This window comes from Clostridioides sp. ZZV15-6383 (assembly GCF_020657735.1).
In the GTDB taxonomy this organism is placed as follows: Bacteria; Bacillota; Clostridia; order Peptostreptococcales; family Peptostreptococcaceae; genus Clostridioides; species Clostridioides difficile_D.
On record NZ_JAGWCV010000003.1, the window covers coordinates 1 to 17,712 of the forward strand.

General features: G+C 27.8%; 13 protein-coding genes. 7 read left to right on the top strand and 6 right to left on the bottom strand.

All coding sequences use genetic code 11. The features are described from left to right. Positions 1–331: 331 nt before the first annotated feature. A complete protein-coding gene (locus KGF42_RS01905) occupies positions 332–1,276 on the bottom strand; it encodes a DMT family transporter (RefSeq protein WP_227825621.1) in 945 nt (314 codons plus the stop codon). 322 nt (positions 1,277–1,598) lie between these two features. Between KGF42_RS01905 and KGF42_RS01910 the strand changes: the two genes are divergently transcribed. Together KGF42_RS01910 and KGF42_RS01915 are read left to right on the top strand one after the other, a co-directional pair. Then, positions 1,599–3,041, top strand: a complete 1,443-nt coding sequence (locus KGF42_RS01910; protein WP_227821626.1) for a sigma 54-interacting transcriptional regulator — start codon at positions 1,599–1,601, stop codon at positions 3,039–3,041. A gap of 199 nt (positions 3,042–3,240) precedes the next feature. Continuing rightward, a complete protein-coding gene (locus tag KGF42_RS01915) occupies positions 3,241–3,825 on the top strand; it encodes a zinc dependent phospholipase C family protein (RefSeq protein ID WP_054273395.1) in 585 nt (194 codons plus the stop codon). A 102-nt stretch (positions 3,826–3,927) separates the two neighbouring features. Here KGF42_RS01915 and KGF42_RS01920 read toward each other — a convergent pair whose 3' ends face one another. Together KGF42_RS01920 and KGF42_RS01925 are read right to left on the bottom strand one after the other, a co-directional pair. Further along, positions 3,928–4,707, bottom strand: a complete 780-nt coding sequence (locus KGF42_RS01920; protein WP_107595332.1) for an HAD family hydrolase — start codon at positions 4,705–4,707, stop codon at positions 3,928–3,930. Positions 4,708–4,778: 71 nt separating this feature from the next. Further along, a complete protein-coding gene (locus tag KGF42_RS01925) occupies positions 4,779–6,035 on the bottom strand; it encodes a competence/damage-inducible protein A (protein WP_227821627.1) in 1,257 nt (418 codons plus the stop codon). A 257-nt stretch (positions 6,036–6,292) separates the two neighbouring features. On the opposite strand from KGF42_RS01925, the gene KGF42_RS01930 reads away from it, so the two are divergent. The 4 genes from KGF42_RS01930 to KGF42_RS01945 all read left to right on the top strand — a co-directional run bounded on the left by KGF42_RS01930 (position 6,293) and on the right by KGF42_RS01945 (position 11,474). Beyond that, complete coding sequence (locus KGF42_RS01930) at positions 6,293–7,192, top strand: D-alanine--D-alanine ligase (protein WP_227821628.1); 900 nt, start codon at positions 6,293–6,295, stop codon at positions 7,190–7,192. A 23-nt stretch (positions 7,193–7,215) separates the two neighbouring features. Then, a complete protein-coding gene (ddlR, locus tag KGF42_RS01935; RefSeq protein ID WP_227821629.1) occupies positions 7,216–8,664 on the top strand; it encodes a transcriptional regulator DdlR in 1,449 nt (482 codons plus the stop codon). Between the two features lie 82 nt (positions 8,665–8,746). Continuing rightward, a complete protein-coding gene (locus KGF42_RS01940; RefSeq protein ID WP_227821630.1) occupies positions 8,747–9,529 on the top strand; it encodes a M15 family metallopeptidase in 783 nt (260 codons plus the stop codon). A 25-nt stretch (positions 9,530–9,554) separates the two neighbouring features. Next, positions 9,555–11,474 (top strand): ABC-F family ATP-binding cassette domain-containing protein, encoded by a 1,920-nt coding sequence (locus KGF42_RS01945; protein ID WP_227821661.1) that lies wholly within the window; start codon positions 9,555–9,557, stop codon positions 11,472–11,474. 252 nt (positions 11,475–11,726) lie between these two features. Here the strand turns inward: KGF42_RS01945 and KGF42_RS01950 are convergent, their stop codons facing one another. The 3 genes from KGF42_RS01950 to KGF42_RS01960 form a co-directional block, all read right to left on the bottom strand. After that, the gene (locus KGF42_RS01950; protein WP_227821631.1) at positions 11,727–12,074 is read right to left on the bottom strand and encodes a PqqD family protein; all 348 of its coding nucleotides are present in this window, start codon (positions 12,072–12,074) and stop codon (positions 11,727–11,729) included. Continuing rightward, entirely contained in the window at positions 12,061–13,989 is a 1,929-nt protein-coding gene (locus KGF42_RS01955; RefSeq protein WP_107595337.1) for an OPT family oligopeptide transporter, read from the bottom strand. Before KGF42_RS01955 ends, KGF42_RS01950 begins: the two co-directional genes overlap by 14 nt. 410 nt (positions 13,990–14,399) lie before the next feature. Beyond that, positions 14,400–16,589 (bottom strand): amino acid adenylation domain-containing protein, encoded by a 2,190-nt coding sequence (locus KGF42_RS01960; protein ID WP_227821632.1) that lies wholly within the window; start codon positions 16,587–16,589, stop codon positions 14,400–14,402. Between the two features lie 334 nt (positions 16,590–16,923). Between KGF42_RS01960 and KGF42_RS01965 the strand changes: the two genes are divergently transcribed. Then, complete coding sequence (locus tag KGF42_RS01965; RefSeq protein ID WP_227825622.1) at positions 16,924–17,655, top strand: glycerophosphodiester phosphodiesterase; 732 nt, start codon at positions 16,924–16,926, stop codon at positions 17,653–17,655. Positions 17,656–17,712 lie beyond the last annotated feature (57 nt).

Consider the following 17,712-nt stretch of genomic DNA (forward strand, 5'->3'; position numbering starts at 1 on the left):
ATTTGTATAGTATTTTGTTTTTGCATACAATTATTATACAAGAATCCCAGGCTCTTTTGAACTTGGGATTTATTTTTTTTATACAAAAAAGGGCGTAGCACTATTTTTTAGTGCGACAGCCCCATTTAGTATTTGTAAAACAAAATATTAATTTATACAATATATAATAAAAAATAGATAATCTAAATTATATATACTTATATTTTGTTTGCATTATCTATTCTATTCTGTAAACTTTATAGAAAGCTATTTTCTAATATAAAGATGGTTTGGTATGCTTTTTGTCAGACTCTAAAATATTTACCAATAAATACTTTTTAAGCACCTAATTCTAAATACTTTCTGTTTTCTCAATCTGCTTTATCTTGTTGGATTTATAAAACATTCTTATTCCATCATAAGAAAGATTAAGTGCTACTACTGCTGATATTAACATCAACATCACTCCAAATAACTTCCATAGGGAAAAACTTTCTCCTAATATGGTACAACCAATTATTACAGAACCGACCAACTCTACCGATGCTACAACGCCTGCCACAGATAACTCTACCCCTTTAGATATCCCTGCTGCATAAAAAATATATGCAAGTGCAGCTGGTACAATACCTAACATTAACATACAAAATAAAATATTTAAATCTTTAGCATAATTCAATATCTCCCAAGGTCTAGCAGAAGGAATCATAAATATAGCTCCAAATAAGAAACTGTATACTAGTATTGTTGAACTTGAAAATTCTTTTAAGGCATTTTTACTAATAGTTGGCATAAGTGCATAGGCTATTGCTGATAATATCCCAAGTAAAAGTCCAAAAGCACTTAAACTTTGAAAATCCAAACTTCCACCAGTCACTGCCATAATAGCACCAATAAAACAAAAGATAAGTGAAAGTATTTTACTTCTGGTAATACTCTCTTTATAACAGACTTTTGAAAATACTGCTAAAAATAATGGTGAAGTGTATAGTAAAACTGCTGCTACTGATACACCCACAGTATCAATCGCTTTAAAATAACATAAATTAAACATAGCTTGACATATAATACCTATTATTATCGAATATATGATTCCCTTTTTACTTATTTTTAAGATTTGTGGTGTTCTTATAAATGAATACACTCCCAAAACTATAAATCCAAAAAATAACCTTGTAAATGCTACTTGTTCTGATGTCAATCCATTTCCCATTAAAAACTTTCCAAATAATCCAAGTGTAGCCCACAGTAACCCTGCTGTTGCTATAAATACATACCCTTTACTTTTTTCTCCCATTTTAAATTCCCCTCTAATTTTATTTAGTCAATTTGCACTATTTTATTAAGCAAAAATTATGCCATTTTAATCCAATATATATCGACATTAAAACCCTAGTCTTTTCAACAATACTAATAAAATTTCAATTTTTTCATATTTATTTTTAACTTACTTTAAGTTGATTTAGACTTGTTTAAATTGTAAAATAAGTTATATATAACTTATTTAAAGTTAAAATAGACAAAAATTTATATATTATATAAATTTAAAATTTTAAGTACATTCAATTAATTGAACTTATTTTAATATATCACTAAAAATTTAGGAGGAAAGCATAAAAATGGATTTAAATTTAGAATTAGATTTGGAATTTTACAAAAAAATATTAGAAGCTTCCCATGACGAAATATGTGCATCTGATAATAAAGGAATAATAATATATTGTAATAAAGCATTTGAAGAAAATTATGGTCTAAAAAAAGAAGATATTTTGGGAAAAAATGTTTCTTTCTTAGAGGAATCTGGATATTCAACAAAAAGCCCCATACCAGTTGTATTAAAAACAGAGTCTAAATTTTCACTAGAACAAGATACCCAAACAGGAAAAAAACTCATCATAACTGCTACTCCTGTATTTGATGAAAATGGAAACTTAGAATACACTGTTGAGAACTGTAGAGATATAACTGAACTTAATAATATAAAAAATAAACTTGAAGACACAAAAAAACAAGTAAAAAAATATAAATCTGAAGTAGAAACACTCTATAGAACTGCTCTTAGAATTGAAGACACTGTAATTATGGATGGAATAGTGATGAGACCCATCATAAATACAGTAAACCATGTTTCTAAAACGGATGTAAGTGTACTTTTGTTAGGAGAGTCTGGAACAGGAAAAAGTTCGCTTGCTAGATATATACACCACAATAGTAATAGAGCTAATGGTCCATTTATAACCATAAATTGTGCAACTATATCTCCACAACTTCTTGAATCCGAACTTTTTGGATATACTTCAGGTGCTTTTACAGGTGCAAGTACTAAAGGTAAAGTTGGTCTTGTAGAATTAGCTGATGGGGGAACTCTTTTTCTGGATGAAATAGGAGATATACCACAAAATCTACAGGCAAAATTTTTGCAATTAATACAAGATAGAACTTTTACTCCAGTTGGAAGTTTAAAAAACAAAAAAGTCGACATAAGGATTATATCTGCGACAAATGCTGATTTAGTTTCAAAAGTAAAAGAAAAAAAGTTTAGAGAAGATTTATATTATAGATTAAATGTTATAGAAATAAAATTGCCTCCTCTTAGAGAAAGAAGGGATAATCTAGTAAAAATTATAAAATATTATTTTAATAGGTACTCAAGTGACTTCAATCTAAATAAAACTATTTCCAAAGAAGCTATAGATATTATTGCAAATTATAGATTCCCAGGTAATATAAGAGAATTACAGAATATAATTCAAAAAATCTTACTTACTTGCACAGATAATCATATAACAATAGATGATTTACCAAACATTCTTACAAAAAATATACATATTACCAATGATGAAAATAAAGTACATATAACCCAACTTAATAAAGTTACTATATCTGACTCAAAATCTATTGATTGCAAAAATAAAAATTTTGATACCTTAATTATGGAGTACGAAAAAAATATAATTTTGGATGCTTATGAAAAATTTGGTAGTTCTTATAAAGTAGCCAAACACCTTGAAATTTCTCAATCTAAAGCTAGTAGGTTAATTAGAAAGTATACTAATACTTAATTTAAAATTTGATAAATAAAAACTTAACACTATTTACATATTGTAAATTCGGCCATTTACTGGTATTATGAATATGGTTGAAATTATTTAAATAAATGTGATTGACTTAGTTTCATATATTTACCATTAAACTTTTATCATAAATATCATATCATAATAATATATTTAATAAGTCTAACAAACTATACGAGGTGTAAATATGTTAATGAATACCCATTTTATTATGGCAAAATCAATACTTGATAATATAGATGAAAATAAAACATTCTTTATAAGCGAAAAAAATTTTATATATGGTAATATAAAGCCAGATGCTTTTTCTAAATATAAATTAAAAAAACATTATTTAGATGAGTCATTTAATATGATTGTTTCTAAGATAAACTATCTGTGCAGTCTTAATATAGATAGTCTTTCTAAATACTTTTCAGTAAGTAGACTTAGTCAAGAACTAGGAGTCATATGCCATTTTTTATGTGATTTTTTCTGCGTAGCTCACAGTGAACGCTGGGAATTTAAACATAGTCTAAATAAACATGTCACTTATGAAAGAGAACTTGGAGCATTTGCAAAGGATGTTGATTTATCTAAAATTAAAGGTGGTACTATAAATAATAGCTTTGAAAAGTTTTTTACTAAACTTTATAGTGACTACAAAAAGAAAACTGATTATATGAATGATTTAAAATTTTCAGCTTATACTTGCAATAGTGTCATAAATTATATACTTGACTCTATTTTATCTAATACAATAAAATCATATCATATAGCAAATTGCGGCTAACTTAAGAATTTTTAAACTTATAATTGAGTATAATCAGAATGACTGCTCCAAAGAAATATAAAATATAATTTTATATTTCTTTGGAACAGTCATTTTTTATATTTAACTATTTATCTTCATTATAACATCTATGGCACTTTTTACACTGTCTACTATATAATTTGCACTTTGTTTTACATCCTCTCTTGCCTTAGACATTGCAAAACTGTATTTAAATCCTTCTAACATACAAATATCATTTGGAGAATCCCCAATAGTAGCAACTTCATCTGGACTTACATTTAAAGTTTTTATTACATGTTCTATACTTCCTCTTTTTGATACACTTTTAGGAACTATATTTAAGGTATATGTCCCAGAAAAATATATTTCTAGCACTTCACTAAACTCACTTTTTAAATACAACTCTATTCTAGATAACTCCTCCAAATTTTCAGAACATACCCCTATATTTCCTATAAGATTATCAAAACTACTTCTTTTCTCAAAATCAGGGTCCACTATGAAATCACTAGAATAGTGTCTAAAAGCAGTTGTATCACTACCCACAATTACATCACCCTTATATTTAAAGTATAATTGTGCATCACTTGACTCAAATCTATCAATAACTTTTTTCACTAAGCTATCATCTATGGTTCTTTTAAAAATTACATTATAGTTTTTATCATGTATGAATGAACCATTTTCACATATATAATATCCATTCATATCTAAATTATCTTTGATAATATTACGAGCTTGTTTAAATATTCTACCTGTAGCAACATTAAACTGCACTCCCTTTTTTTCTACTTCTTCAATTGCTGATATATCCTCTTTTGTTATAGTTCCATTTTCATATAAAGTTCCATCTAAATCACAAAATATATGTTTTATCATAAATTAAAAGCCCTCCAAAAATGATTTTATATTTATACTAATGCTTTAAATATATCCAATATCATAATAACTTAAAGCTTTTCTAATTGTATTCTTAATTCATTAAGTAAATCTCTAGTAGCTCTTAATCTTATCTTTCTTCTATCTCCATTAAATATATTTTTCTTTACTATTGTTTTTCCATTTATATATATTGCAGTATAAACTAATCCCACAGGCTTTTCCTGAGTTCCTCCGCCAGGTCCAGCTACTCCAGTTGTAGATATGCCTATATTAGCTTTAAGTCCTTTAGCAACGCCCTCAGCCATTTCTATTGCTGTTTGTTCACTTACTGCCCCAAACTCTTCCAAGGTTTCTCTTTTTACTCCTAATCTTTTCATTTTAGCTTCATTAGAATATGTTACACAACCTTCAAGAAATACAGAAGATATTCCTGGATAGTTTATAAGGGATGAAGAAACCAAGCCTCCAGTACAAGATTCAGCTACTGCTATTGTTAGATTTTTTTCTACTAGAAGTTTAGAAACAGCATCTTCTAATACAGTCTCGCCTTCAGATACTGAAATATCTCCTTCAGTATATACATATTTGCCAACTCTATTTTTTATTTTTTCTTCTACTGGTTTTATTAATTTAAAAGCTTCTTTTTCATTTTCAGCTTTTACAGTTATTCTTATTGTAACTTCTAATTCCTTTGCATACAAAGCAACTGTTGGATTGGTTTGTTCATTAATTATATCGATAATTTCTAATTCTAGATTTGACTCTCCTATTCCATATAATCTTAAAGTTTTAGATACTAGCATTTCATTTGTGAATTGTTGTAAGTAAGGTTTGACACTCTCATTGAACATAGCTTTCATTTCTCTTGGAGGTCCAGGTAATACTATTATAAATTTATCATCTTTCTTTAAAATTGCTCCTGGAGCTGTACCATTATTATTTTTTAGTACTACAGCATCTTTTGGAAAGTATACTTGTTTCATATTGTTTTCGGCCATTTTTTTTCCTGTTTTAATAAAGAAAGATTCTAAAACTTCTAATGATGGCTTATGTAATTCTAGCTTCTGGCCAAAGTATTCTGCAGCAGTTTCTTTTGTCATATCATCACCAGTTGGTCCAAGACCACCTGTAGTAATTACTAAATCACTTCTCTTTAAACTTTCATCAAAACATTCTAAAAGCCTTTGTTTGTTATCTCCAACTGTACTTTGATGGTATACTTCTATTCCCAATGCTGCAAGTTCTTTAGCTAAAAATTGAGAATTTGTATTTACTATATCTCCTAATAATATTTCTGTTCCTACACTTATTATTTCAGCTTTCAAAATTTATCACTCCTTGATTTATAGTCATTAAGACTAGTCTTAAGTTCATAACAATAATTTTAGCAAAAATAATAGCATAAATAAAGTTAAAAAAACATTTAAATATTTCTTTAAACTAAATTATTGCTCTAAAACCACACATAATATAAACTTCATATATAGTGGTACTTTCATCATCAACTGTTAATTCATATAATTAAGTATGTAAACAAAAAATTTACTTTAAAATAATAAAAATCAAAATAGGAGTGTATAATATGAAAATAGCAGTTATAATGGGTGGAATATCATCAGAAAGAGAAGTTTCTTTAAATTCAGGAAAAGAGATATATAACAATCTTGATAAAAATAAATACGACGTTGTAAAAGTAATAATAGATGATAAAAAAGATATATTTACAAAGATACCAGAAGATATAGATTTTGCAATACTTGCTCTACATGGAAAGTTTGGTGAAGATGGATGTATCCAATCAATACTTGAGACTATGGATATACCATATTCTGGATGTGGACCTCTTTGCAGTGGAATGTGTATGGATAAAAATATAACTAAAAAAATGCTTAGAGATTCAAATCTACCTACTGCTCCATGGGCTTTGGTAAAATCAGTTGATGAAATAGACTATGATGAAATAGATAACATAGGCTATCCAGTATTTATAAAACCAAATTCAGGAGGTTCTAGTGTAGCCACATTCTTTATTCATTCTAAAGATGAAGTTGAAGAAGCAGTTCGCAAAGGTCTGGAAGTTGATGAATTTGTAATGATTGAAAAATATATACCAGGTGGAGAATATACTTCATTCATACTAAATGGAGAAGTATTCCCTACAATATCCATAAAATCTGATTCAGGCTTCTTTGATTATGAAGCTAAATACTCAGTTGAAAAAGGAGCAAAAGAAGAAGTTGTTTATTTAGATGAAGAACTTCAAAAAAGAGTAAATGAAATTTCTGAGACTTGTTGGAAAATTTTTAATTGCAAAGCATATGTAAGAGTTGATATGATTATAAGTGAAGGTATTCCATATGTTCTTGAACTAAATACCCTTCCTGGCATGACTCAAACTAGTTTAATTCCTAGAAGTGCTGCTGCTAGAGGTATTAAATACAGTGATCTATTAGATAAACTTATAGAATACTCTTTAAATTAGATGAAATAATTTGAGGTGGTAATTTGATATTTTCAAATCTAAAATTAAATGATAATGAACCAATTTATATACAAATTAAAAATTATATAAGTGATATGATATCAAAAGGATTAATTCCAGACAATAGTAAGCTCCCTTCTACAAGGGAGCTTAGTCAGCTTTTGCAAGTTAGCCGAAATTCTGTAGTTTCAACTTATGAAGAATTAAAATCAGAAGGCTTAATCTACTCTATTTCAGGAAAGGGTACATTTGTTAAATCAAATAATAAATCTTCAAATACTACATGGTCATTAAACTGGGACTGTTTAGAGAATATATACTCTAAAAAAGCTAATGAATTGGATATTATAAAAAGTGAGATTCCTTGGAGTTCTGACCTAATTTCTTTTAAAAGTATTTCTCCAGCTGGAGATTTATTCGATATAGAAGAATTCAAAAAATCCTTTTTAAACAGAATATCACTAGAGGGTCACAAATTACTCAATTATGGATACGCACAAGGTTATAAACCCCTTATTAACTATTTACTAGAATATATGACAAACAAGGGTGTTGATATAAGTAATAAAGATATACTAATCACAAATGGCTTCACAGAAGGCTTTGATATTATCATGTCGTCTTTTACCCAAGAAAAAGATTATATAATATGTGAAAATCCTACTCATAATACTGCTATAAAAATTATGAAATCGCACAATCTTAATATTTTAGGTGTAGATATACATGAAGATGGTTTAGACTTCAATATTCTAGAGGAGCGTCTAATTAAGTACAAAAACAAAATAAAGTTTGCATATATTACACCCTCTTATCACAATCCTACAGGAATTGTAATGACTCCCGAAAATAGATACAAATTCTATAATCTTATGAAAAAATATAACATAGCAATTATAGAAGATGGATTTAATGAAGAATTGCTCTACAATAGTTCTCATATATTTCCTATTTGTTCACTTGATAATATGAATAACGCTGTTGTATACATTGGTAGCTTTTCAAAAATTTTATTTCCTGGAATGAGAATTGGATGGATATTTGCAGATAAAAAAGTAATAGATAAATTGGAAAGTGTAAAAAGATGTAGAAACATACATGTATCTTTTTTGGACCAAGGAATTCTATTTGATTACTTAAGTAATGGAGGTTTTGAAAAGTACGTCAAAAAAATACGTAAGTTCTATGGAGATAAATTTAACTTTGCATATGAATGTATAAAAAAATATATAAAAACGGAATACATCTTGGGTGATGGTGGTTTGCATATATTTATAAAACTAAAAAATATAGATACTAGAACTCTATTAGAAAAATGTTATGAAAAAAATGTTATATTTATGCCTGGAGATTTATTTTTTACAGATAACTCTGGTTCTGACACTTTAAGACTTGGATTTTCTAGATTGTCTTTTAAAGACATTGAAATTGGTATAAAAATAATTGGAGAAACTATAGATGAAATGTCCTAGGTTAACTAAATATTGTTAGCCTAGTTTATTTTTATGAGGTATAATATATATAGTTTATATGAATCTAACACTGGGGGATAATATGAGTAAAAAGTCAAAACGAAAAAAGATTAATAAATTAAAACTAACAATTGTAATAACTATATTATTTCTTGCCTTATTATCTATATATGAGATACTTTTCTCTAATACCAACAAAAAAGATAATATAAAAAGTCAAGAAACTATGCAAAATAAAAATAATACAACAGAGGATTCTAAAAATAATCAAAACTCTAATAAAAAGAAGGAAGATAAGAATATTAAGCCTACTTTTTCATATTCTTCAATACCAGATAATATAAAAAATAAAATGATTGGTAAATCTATGCCTTCTGATGAACCGATAAGCTTTGATAGCCTATCTTACTTAAAACTTACATACTATGGATTTGATAAAAAAACTCATCAAGGAGAAATGATAGTAAACAGTGAACTGGCTCCAGAAGTTGTGGATATTTTTAAAGAATTGTATGAAAAAAAATATCCAATTGAAAAAATCAAACTAATAGATGATTATGATGCTGTAGATGAAAAATCTATGTCTGATAATAATACCTCATCATTTTGTTATAGAACTATAGCTGGTACAAATGTCGTTTCAAACCATGGTAAAGGACGTGCTATAGACATAAATCCATTACAGAATCCTCAAGTTTCTGGAGATGATGTTACTCCTAAAGTAAGTACAGTCTATGCTGATAGGTCTACTGTAAAATTTGGAATGATAAAAAAAGGTGATGATTGTTATAATGCTTTTGTAAGCAGAGGTTGGAGTTGGGGTGGATATTGGAAAAACCCAGACTACCAACATTTTGAAAAATAATAGATTAGAAATAAAGGTGAATTATATGAATTTAATAACATTGGAAAACATAAGTAAAAGTTATTCTGAAAAAAAATTACTTGAAAATATCTCTCTTGGAATAAATGAAGGTGAAAAAATAGGACTTATCGGTGTAAATGGTACTGGTAAATCTACTTTACTTAAAATTATTGCAGGAGTTGAAGAAAGTGAAACTGGTAATATAACAAAAACTAATGGTGTTAGAATAGAATATCTACCTCAAAACCCAACTTACAATGAAAATTCTACTGTACTTGAACAAGTGTTTAATGGAACTTCAGAAGAATTAAAGCTACTTGGTGAATATCAAGAACTTCTAGAAAAACTTAATTCAAACTTTACAGAGGAATTAAATAAAAAACTATTATTAATACAAGAAAAAATAGATGCCTTAAATCTTTGGGATTTAGAAAGTGAAGCTAAATCAGTACTTACAAAACTTGGTATAAATGACTTTAATCAAAAAATAGTAGAACTTTCTGGTGGTCAAAGAAAGAGAGTCTCTTTGGCATCAGCTCTTATTACACCTTGTGAGTTTTTGATACTAGATGAGCCTACGAACCATCTAGATAATGATACTATAGATTGGCTTGAAGAATACCTTAATTCAAGAAAAGGTTCATTGCTTATGATAACTCATGATAGATATTTTTTAGACCGTGTTACAAATAGAATTATTGAACTGGATAAGGGTAGATTATTTAGTTATGATGGTAATTATTCAATATTTTTAGAAAAAAAAATGGAAAGACTTACATTAGAGGCAAGTATTGAAGATAAGAAGCAAAATTTAATTAGAACAGAGCTTGCTTGGGTTAGACGAGGAGCTCAAGCTCGTAGCACCAAACAAAAAGCTCGTTTACAAAGATTTGATGAACTCATAAATAGAGACTCTTTCAAACCTGATGAAAATCTCGATATATCTGTTGCATCAAGTAGACTTGGAAATAAAATAATAGAAATACACAATGTATCCAAATCATTTGACGGAAATACTGTTATAGATAATTTAGAATATACTTTAGCTCGCACTGACAGAATTGGTATAATAGGCAAAAATGGTCTGGGTAAATCAACCCTTATAAACATACTCAATGGAGAAATAGAACCTGATAGTGGATATATTTCAATTGGAGAAACGGTTAAAATAGGTTGTTTTTCTCAAGACGACTCTCATATGAATATCGACATGAGAGCCATAGACTATGTAAAAGAAGCTAGTGACTATATAGAAACTTCAGATGGTACTCGGATTACAGCTTCTCAAATGTGTGAAAGATTCCTTTTTAATGGCACTATGCAGTATACTTTAATAGGTAAATTATCTGGTGGTGAAAGAAGAAGACTGCACCTTCTTAGAATCCTTATGACAGCTCCTAATGTACTTCTTTTAGATGAGCCTACAAATGACTTAGATATTGAAACACTTAAAATATTAGAAGAATATCTCGATGAATTTAGAGGTGTAGTAATTACAGTATCACATGATAGATACTTCTTAGACAGAATTTGTAATAAAATATTTGCATATGAAGGAAATGGAAAAATTCATATCTATACAGGTAATTACAGTGATTATCTTATTTATAGAGAGGTTCAAGGAATTGAGTTTGAAGAGTCTAAAAAGGAATCAGTTAAAAAAAATGATTCTACTACTTCAAAAAAAGAAAAACCTAAAAATGATAAAAAGCTTAAATTCTCATATAATGAGCAGAGAGAGTTTGAAAATATTGACTCAGACATAGAAAAACTCGAGTCTAAAATTGCAATGCTTGACGAAAGTACTTCAAAATTTTCAACTGACTTTACTAAACTTCAAGAAATTTTAAATGAGAAATCTAGACTAGAAAAAGAACTTGAGTATAAATATGAAAGATGGGAATATTTAAATAATCTGGCTGATGAAATAGCTAATAATAAATGATATTAAAGTAATCTTAAGTTTAATAAGTTTTACTTTAAATCTATACTTTATAAATATTTTATAAGGGAGTGTCTCAAAATGAACTTTTTAGTTTGTGAGACACTCTTTTTTATATGAAATCAAATATATTTTTATCATTTCAACAATGAAAAAGAGGCTTATCTATCTATTTTGAGACAGCCTCTTTTATGATTTTTATAATTATCTTCTAATTTATATAATCTGATATACCTATAATAGTTTTTATTATATCTATATATCCAGTCTTTCAATATAGTGACAATTAACTTCAATATGATTTAAAAAAACTAACAGTCTTTCATAAAGTGGATGAGATTCTTCTCCGTATTTAGCTTCTAAGTTCTCTCCTATTTCTCTAACAGTCTTTTGACCATCGATTTGTAAAAACACAAAACTAGAATATTCATCTAGCTCTATTTTTTTATATTTAGGTATTCTAGCTTTTAATTTTCTAAAAAACCTTTGAATCCTATGGTCCTGTTTTTCAAGAATAGTTACAATACTATTCTCATCTACTTTATATTCAAGCTCATTAGCAATTTTAAATACGATATCTAAAACATCATTACTCTTGCTCATTATTTTTTACTTTAGATAAAATAATAGGTAAAGCTGTAAGTACAACTAAAACTACTAATAAAGCAATTGCCATTGAGTTTGTTGCAGCAAATCCACTTGGTACTTTTGGAGTTATAACTCCAGTTACTTGTAATATTATACCTATTAAACCAATGATAGAACCACCAGCAACAAGACCAGAAGATAAACTTATACCATTAGAAACTTTAACTTCTTTTTCTTTTTCAGTTTTAGATACTAATTCAACAAATAAACGAATTAATGCTCCAACTAATATTATAGAAGTAGTTGCGATTGGTAAATAGAATCCTATAGCTATAGTCATTATTGGTAATTTTAGTGCATATAAAACAATTGCCATAAATACTCCAACAATAATCATAACCCAAGGTAAACTACCTGACATAATACCAGAAGTTAATGTTGACATTAAATTTGCTTGTGGTAATGCAAATTGTACATTATCACCAGTTGCTCTAAGTTGGTCAGAAAGTAATAAAATTACTCCCACAACAACTATCACACCAACTATACTTGCAATTGTAAAGTAACGTTGCATTTCGTTTTTGCTACCACCAATAATATAAGTTACTTTTTGAGATTGAGTATAACCTCCAGCTATCGCAATAGCAACAACTATAAATGAACCAAATAAAAGTAATGATTTATTGGCTTCTAAATCAGTCCAGCCCATTATAACAAATACTAATGTTACAATAACTAGAGAAGCTATAGTCATACCAGAAACTGGAAGATTTGATGTTCCTATTGTTCCTGTTAAACGACCAGCTACTATGACAAATAATAAAGATAATAAAAGAGATATGATAGCTCCAATAATTGCCATAACAATATTACCAGAAATTAAGAATGCTGCTAAAAATCCAACAACTACTCCACCTAATAAAAGTATCATTTGTATAGATGAACCTTCTTCTCCTTCTCCAGAACTTGATTTAGCTTTAAGAGTTTCTTTTATAGAAGCGATTATAGTTGGTATAAGTTTTATTGCACCAATAATACCTCCACAAAGCATCATACCAGCACCTATATATTTTACATAACTACTAGATATAGCTCCAACATCCATTTGGTTAAGAGGCATTGCTGGATTATTCCATACCATAGCTCCATCTTTAGCCATATCTGTAAAATATCCTATTAAAGGCGCGATACCAAAGTTTGATAAAATACTTCCTGCAAACATTGTTAAAGAAACTTCAAGCCCTACTATAAATCCAATTCCTAAAAGTAGAGGATTTACTTCAATATCAAATTTCCATTTGTAGAATTTGCTTCCTACAAGACTCATTACATTGTTTGCTACATTTAAGAATGAACCAGTTAATACAGTAATAAATCCACTTATTACAAATCCAATTCCCATGTACTTAATTGAATCTCCACCAGCCTCTGAAGCAACAAGTGTCTCAGATATAGCCATTGATTCTGGGTACATAAGTTTACCATGTTCTTCAACTATTAGATAGTTATGAACTATAGCAGCAACTCCTATACCAAATAAAACTCCACCAACTCCAACAGCTAAGCCTTCTAAAAATGTAATTTGGCTTCCAATTAATATAACTGCTGGTAATACGAAAATAAATCCACTTGCAACAGATTCTCCACCACTTGACATACCTTGGATTAAATTCTTACCAAGAATACCCTTTTGACGAGCAAATGCTCCAACAAAAGCAGAACCTATTATAGCTCCTGGAATACCTGCGGCAACTGTAAGACCAGCTTTCATTCCAGAGTAAGTTGTAGATGCGGCAAAAATGGCAGCTAAAATAATACCGATAATCAGTACAGCTACATTTCCACCGGTTCTGGACTTATCTGTGATGTATGGAACGTAATCTTTTCCACTAACTTCACCATAAGCACCCTTAGGTAATTTTTTGTTCATAAAATTTTCACCCCTTTTCAATTTGTATATATTATAACATATATACATATAAAGCTTAACTTTTTATTATTTTACAAATAGCGAGTCAAAACTACTAAAATTTAACCCTATATTATTAATTTCTACTTTTAGATATTTTTATGCTAATTTTCTTTTTATTTTTCAATTCTACTAAAAATTATTAATATGTAAAATAAAAAAATTTTTTAATGTAAAATTAATTTTGTTAAAAAAGCACTTTAAAACACGGAAAAGTATAAAAAATACAATAATCATTCTTGTAAATAAATTTTCACCACAGTAAAAATATACAGAAAATTCTTGTTTTTATGTAAATTGATTCTTTTATAAAAATATGTGTCATAAAGAAATGTCTGAAATCACTTTATGACACCTATCATAATAAAAAATTATTCTGGTAATGCTCTTTTATTTACTTTTCCGATTGGTGTAACTGGTATTTTATCTATCCTCATTATTATTGTTGGAATCATATATGGAGGTAGATGCTCATTTAAATATTCTCTAATAGTTCTTTCATTTATCTTATCGCTATCCTCATCATCAATCACATAATATGCACATATATACATATCACCCTCATCATTTGTCCTTGATATACAAACAACACTTTTAATTTCTGCAATATTGTTTATTATATTTTCAATCTCATATAGCTCTATTCTAAACTCATCAATTTTTACTTGATTGTCCATCCTTCCAATATAATCTAAATTTCCATCATCTAGCCACCTTACTAAATCACCAGTTCTATACATTAATTTATTATGTTCACAAGTTTTGTAAGGATTCGCTACAAATACTTGCTCTGTTAACCCTTTTTTATTTAAATACCCTCTTGATATTTGAATTCCTGATAGGCATAGCTCTCCTGGAACTCCAATTGGACATAGTTTATTCTTTTTATCTAATACATATGCATAAGTATTAAATATAGGTTTTCCTATTGGTATTTTTCCATATTCTCTGTCCACATAAAAAGAAGTCGATACAACAGTAAATTCTGTTGGTCCATACTCATTATATAGCTCATAATTACGCCTTCTGTATCCTTTTAATCTTTCTCCTCCAGTCTGTACAACTCTAAGTGAACTATTGTTGCAATTTTGTATAAACAGTCTTGCGAATGCTGTTGGTAATGCTAGTATAGTTATATCATTTTCCTCACAATATTCATTTACTGTATATTCATCAAATTTAGCTTCTTCAGGCATAATATTTATTGATGCTCCTATAAGCAAATAAGGGAATAGTTGTTTCATTACAGCGTCAAAACTGAAACTTAAGTATATACCACATATATCATCTTCTGTAGCACTTATATATTTTACACTGTAATAACACATATTTACTAAGCTCTTATGCTCTATAGCTATAGTCTTTGGTCTACCAGTTGAACCTGATGTAGATATAGTATATGCACAATTTGATGGTGTTATTTTTTCAGTTAATTCATGTCCAATCTTAAACATATACTCATCATTTATATCAAGTACTATTGTGTTTTCATTTATAACTTTACTTCTGAGTTCATCTGTAGTTATTACTACTTTTGCGTTACTATCTTCAAGAAGGTAATTCAATCTTTCCTCTGGATTGCTCGTGTCTATTGGAAAAAAAGCTCCCCCTGATTTCATAATCCCTAAAGCTGTAATAATTATATTAATATCTCTTGGTAACATTACAGCTACTATATCTTCGCTTTGTACTCCTATATGATTTAAATAACCTGCAAGTTTATCAGTTAATTCATCCAATTCTTTATATGTTAAATTCCTATTTTCATCTCTAGCAGCTACATTACTAGGTGTTACTTTAGCTTGTTCCCTAAATAAATCAATATAGCTTTTATCATATGGAACTTCATATTGATTATCATTAAAATCTTCTAATAATACTTTTTCTTCTTTCTTACATACAAATTCTAAATCTTCTATTAAAATATCGTTATCTTCTATTATTTGTTCTACTATATAGTCAAACTGATTTAGAATTCTTCTAATAGTCTCTCTTTTATATATAGATGGTTTATACTTTATTTTTATTTTAAGTGCTCTCTTAGTATATACTATTACAGATAAATCATATCCTTTTTTTTCTATGTCATAATCATATGATAAATCAAAACTTTTAGCTATAAATATTGTATTTATAAGTTTAGTATTCAGATGATTTTTATTCTCTATATCTGATAATAAATAATATCCATATTCTAAAGACCTACTCCATTGTCTTTTTAGCTTCCTTACAACATCTACAAATTTTTCACTTTGTCTAACCTTAACTCTTATTGGAATTATATTCATTGTTTTACCAAAAACTACATCATCTGCATATATGTACTTTTGAAGTATAAGACCATATATAGTTTCTATGATAGAGTTTATGCCAATATTATTCATTTTAGAATACTGAATTAATCTTTCATGTTTCTCAATATTCATCTTAAAAACCTCATCTACTACTTCATCAGAACAATCTTTATAAAAAAAATCATTTGGAATTTTTGCTATATTCGTATAATCATCTAACAAATCCATCCAATAATTCATAGCTCGTTCTAAATTAACTTCATACATATCAAAATTCCCCCTTACTACTAAGTCTATAGAAAAAATTCTTTTGGAATTTTATTTTTCGCAATATATAAATATATTAATAATACATATGCAAGCTCTAAAAATATGAGCTTGCATAAAATTATATCTATTATTATGACTACTAAATTCGTAATATTTACAATGTTTAAAATATATTATAACACATATATGATTTTATTTTTCTACATTTATATAATATATAAATTACAAATAGTTATTTAATTAATATATAACAATACCTTTTGGAATATGATATATTATATTAATTAAAATTTTATAAGATAAGTTATATTTACAGAAAGGAGACATATAAATGAATATTTATGCTCATAGAGGGTTTAGTGGAAAATATCCAGAAAACACTATTCTAGCTTTTAAAAAATGTGTAGATATGGATATATATGGAATAGAACTTGATGTTCACAGGACTAAAGACGGAAAAATTGTAGTTATTCATGATGAAAAAGTTGATAGAACTTTTAATGGACATGGTTTTGTAAAAGACTTGACTTTAAGAAAACTAAAGACTCTAAACTCATCTTTTGAAGGGTATCAAAACAATAAAGAATGTAAAATTCCAACTTTAGAAGAAGTATTAATTTTAATTTCACCTACAGACCTTATTTTAAATATAGAACTAAAAACTGACAAGGTAAACTATCCTAATATAGAAAAAGATGTTTTAGAGCTTATTTTAAGGTACAATATGAAAAATAGAGTTATTATATCTAGTTTCAATAGTAATAGTTTAAAAAACTTTCATAAATTAGACCCTAGTGTAAAAACAGGATTATTATGTTATTTCCCTATAAACAATGTAGTAAATTTTGCTAAATTTCTAGGTAATAGTTACCTTCATCCACCTCTAGTTTTAGTAAATGAATCCCTAATTGAACTTTGTCACAAAAATCTACTTGGCGTCAATGTATATACTGTAAATGAAGAGGACGATATACTACACTGTCTAAAACTCAATGTAGATGGTATTTTTACTAACTATCCAGATATAGCTTCAAATCTTTTACAATCAAAACAATATAGCTAACTACACAATAATTTGTACTCCTTGACTTTTATATAATTAATATGTACAATTTTATTA

Excerpts from the sequence above, each read along its gene's own strand:
- KGF42_RS01905 (WP_227825621.1), bottom strand. The coding sequence starts at position 1,276 with ATGGGAGAAAAAAGTAAAGGGTATGTATTTATAGCAACAGCAGGGTTA.
- KGF42_RS01910 (WP_227821626.1), top strand. The coding sequence starts at position 1,599 with ATGGATTTAAATTTAGAATTAGATTTGGAATTTTACAAAAAAATATTA.
- KGF42_RS01915 (WP_054273395.1), top strand. The coding sequence starts at position 3,241 with ATGTTAATGAATACCCATTTTATTATGGCAAAATCAATACTTGATAAT.
- KGF42_RS01920 (WP_107595332.1), bottom strand. The coding sequence starts at position 4,707 with ATGATAAAACATATATTTTGTGATTTAGATGGAACTTTATATGAAAAT.
- KGF42_RS01930 (WP_227821628.1), top strand. The coding sequence starts at position 6,293 with ATGAAAATAGCAGTTATAATGGGTGGAATATCATCAGAAAGAGAAGTT.
- KGF42_RS01940 (WP_227821630.1), top strand. The coding sequence starts at position 8,747 with ATGAGTAAAAAGTCAAAACGAAAAAAGATTAATAAATTAAAACTAACA.
- KGF42_RS01945 (WP_227821661.1), top strand. The coding sequence starts at position 9,555 with ATGAATTTAATAACATTGGAAAACATAAGTAAAAGTTATTCTGAAAAA.
- KGF42_RS01950 (WP_227821631.1), bottom strand. The coding sequence starts at position 12,074 with ATGAGCAAGAGTAATGATGTTTTAGATATCGTATTTAAAATTGCTAAT.
- KGF42_RS01955 (WP_107595337.1), bottom strand. The coding sequence starts at position 13,989 with ATGAACAAAAAATTACCTAAGGGTGCTTATGGTGAAGTTAGTGGAAAA.
- KGF42_RS01960 (WP_227821632.1), bottom strand. The coding sequence starts at position 16,589 with ATGTATGAAGTTAATTTAGAACGAGCTATGAATTATTGGATGGATTTG.
- KGF42_RS01965 (WP_227825622.1), top strand. The coding sequence starts at position 16,924 with ATGAATATTTATGCTCATAGAGGGTTTAGTGGAAAATATCCAGAAAAC.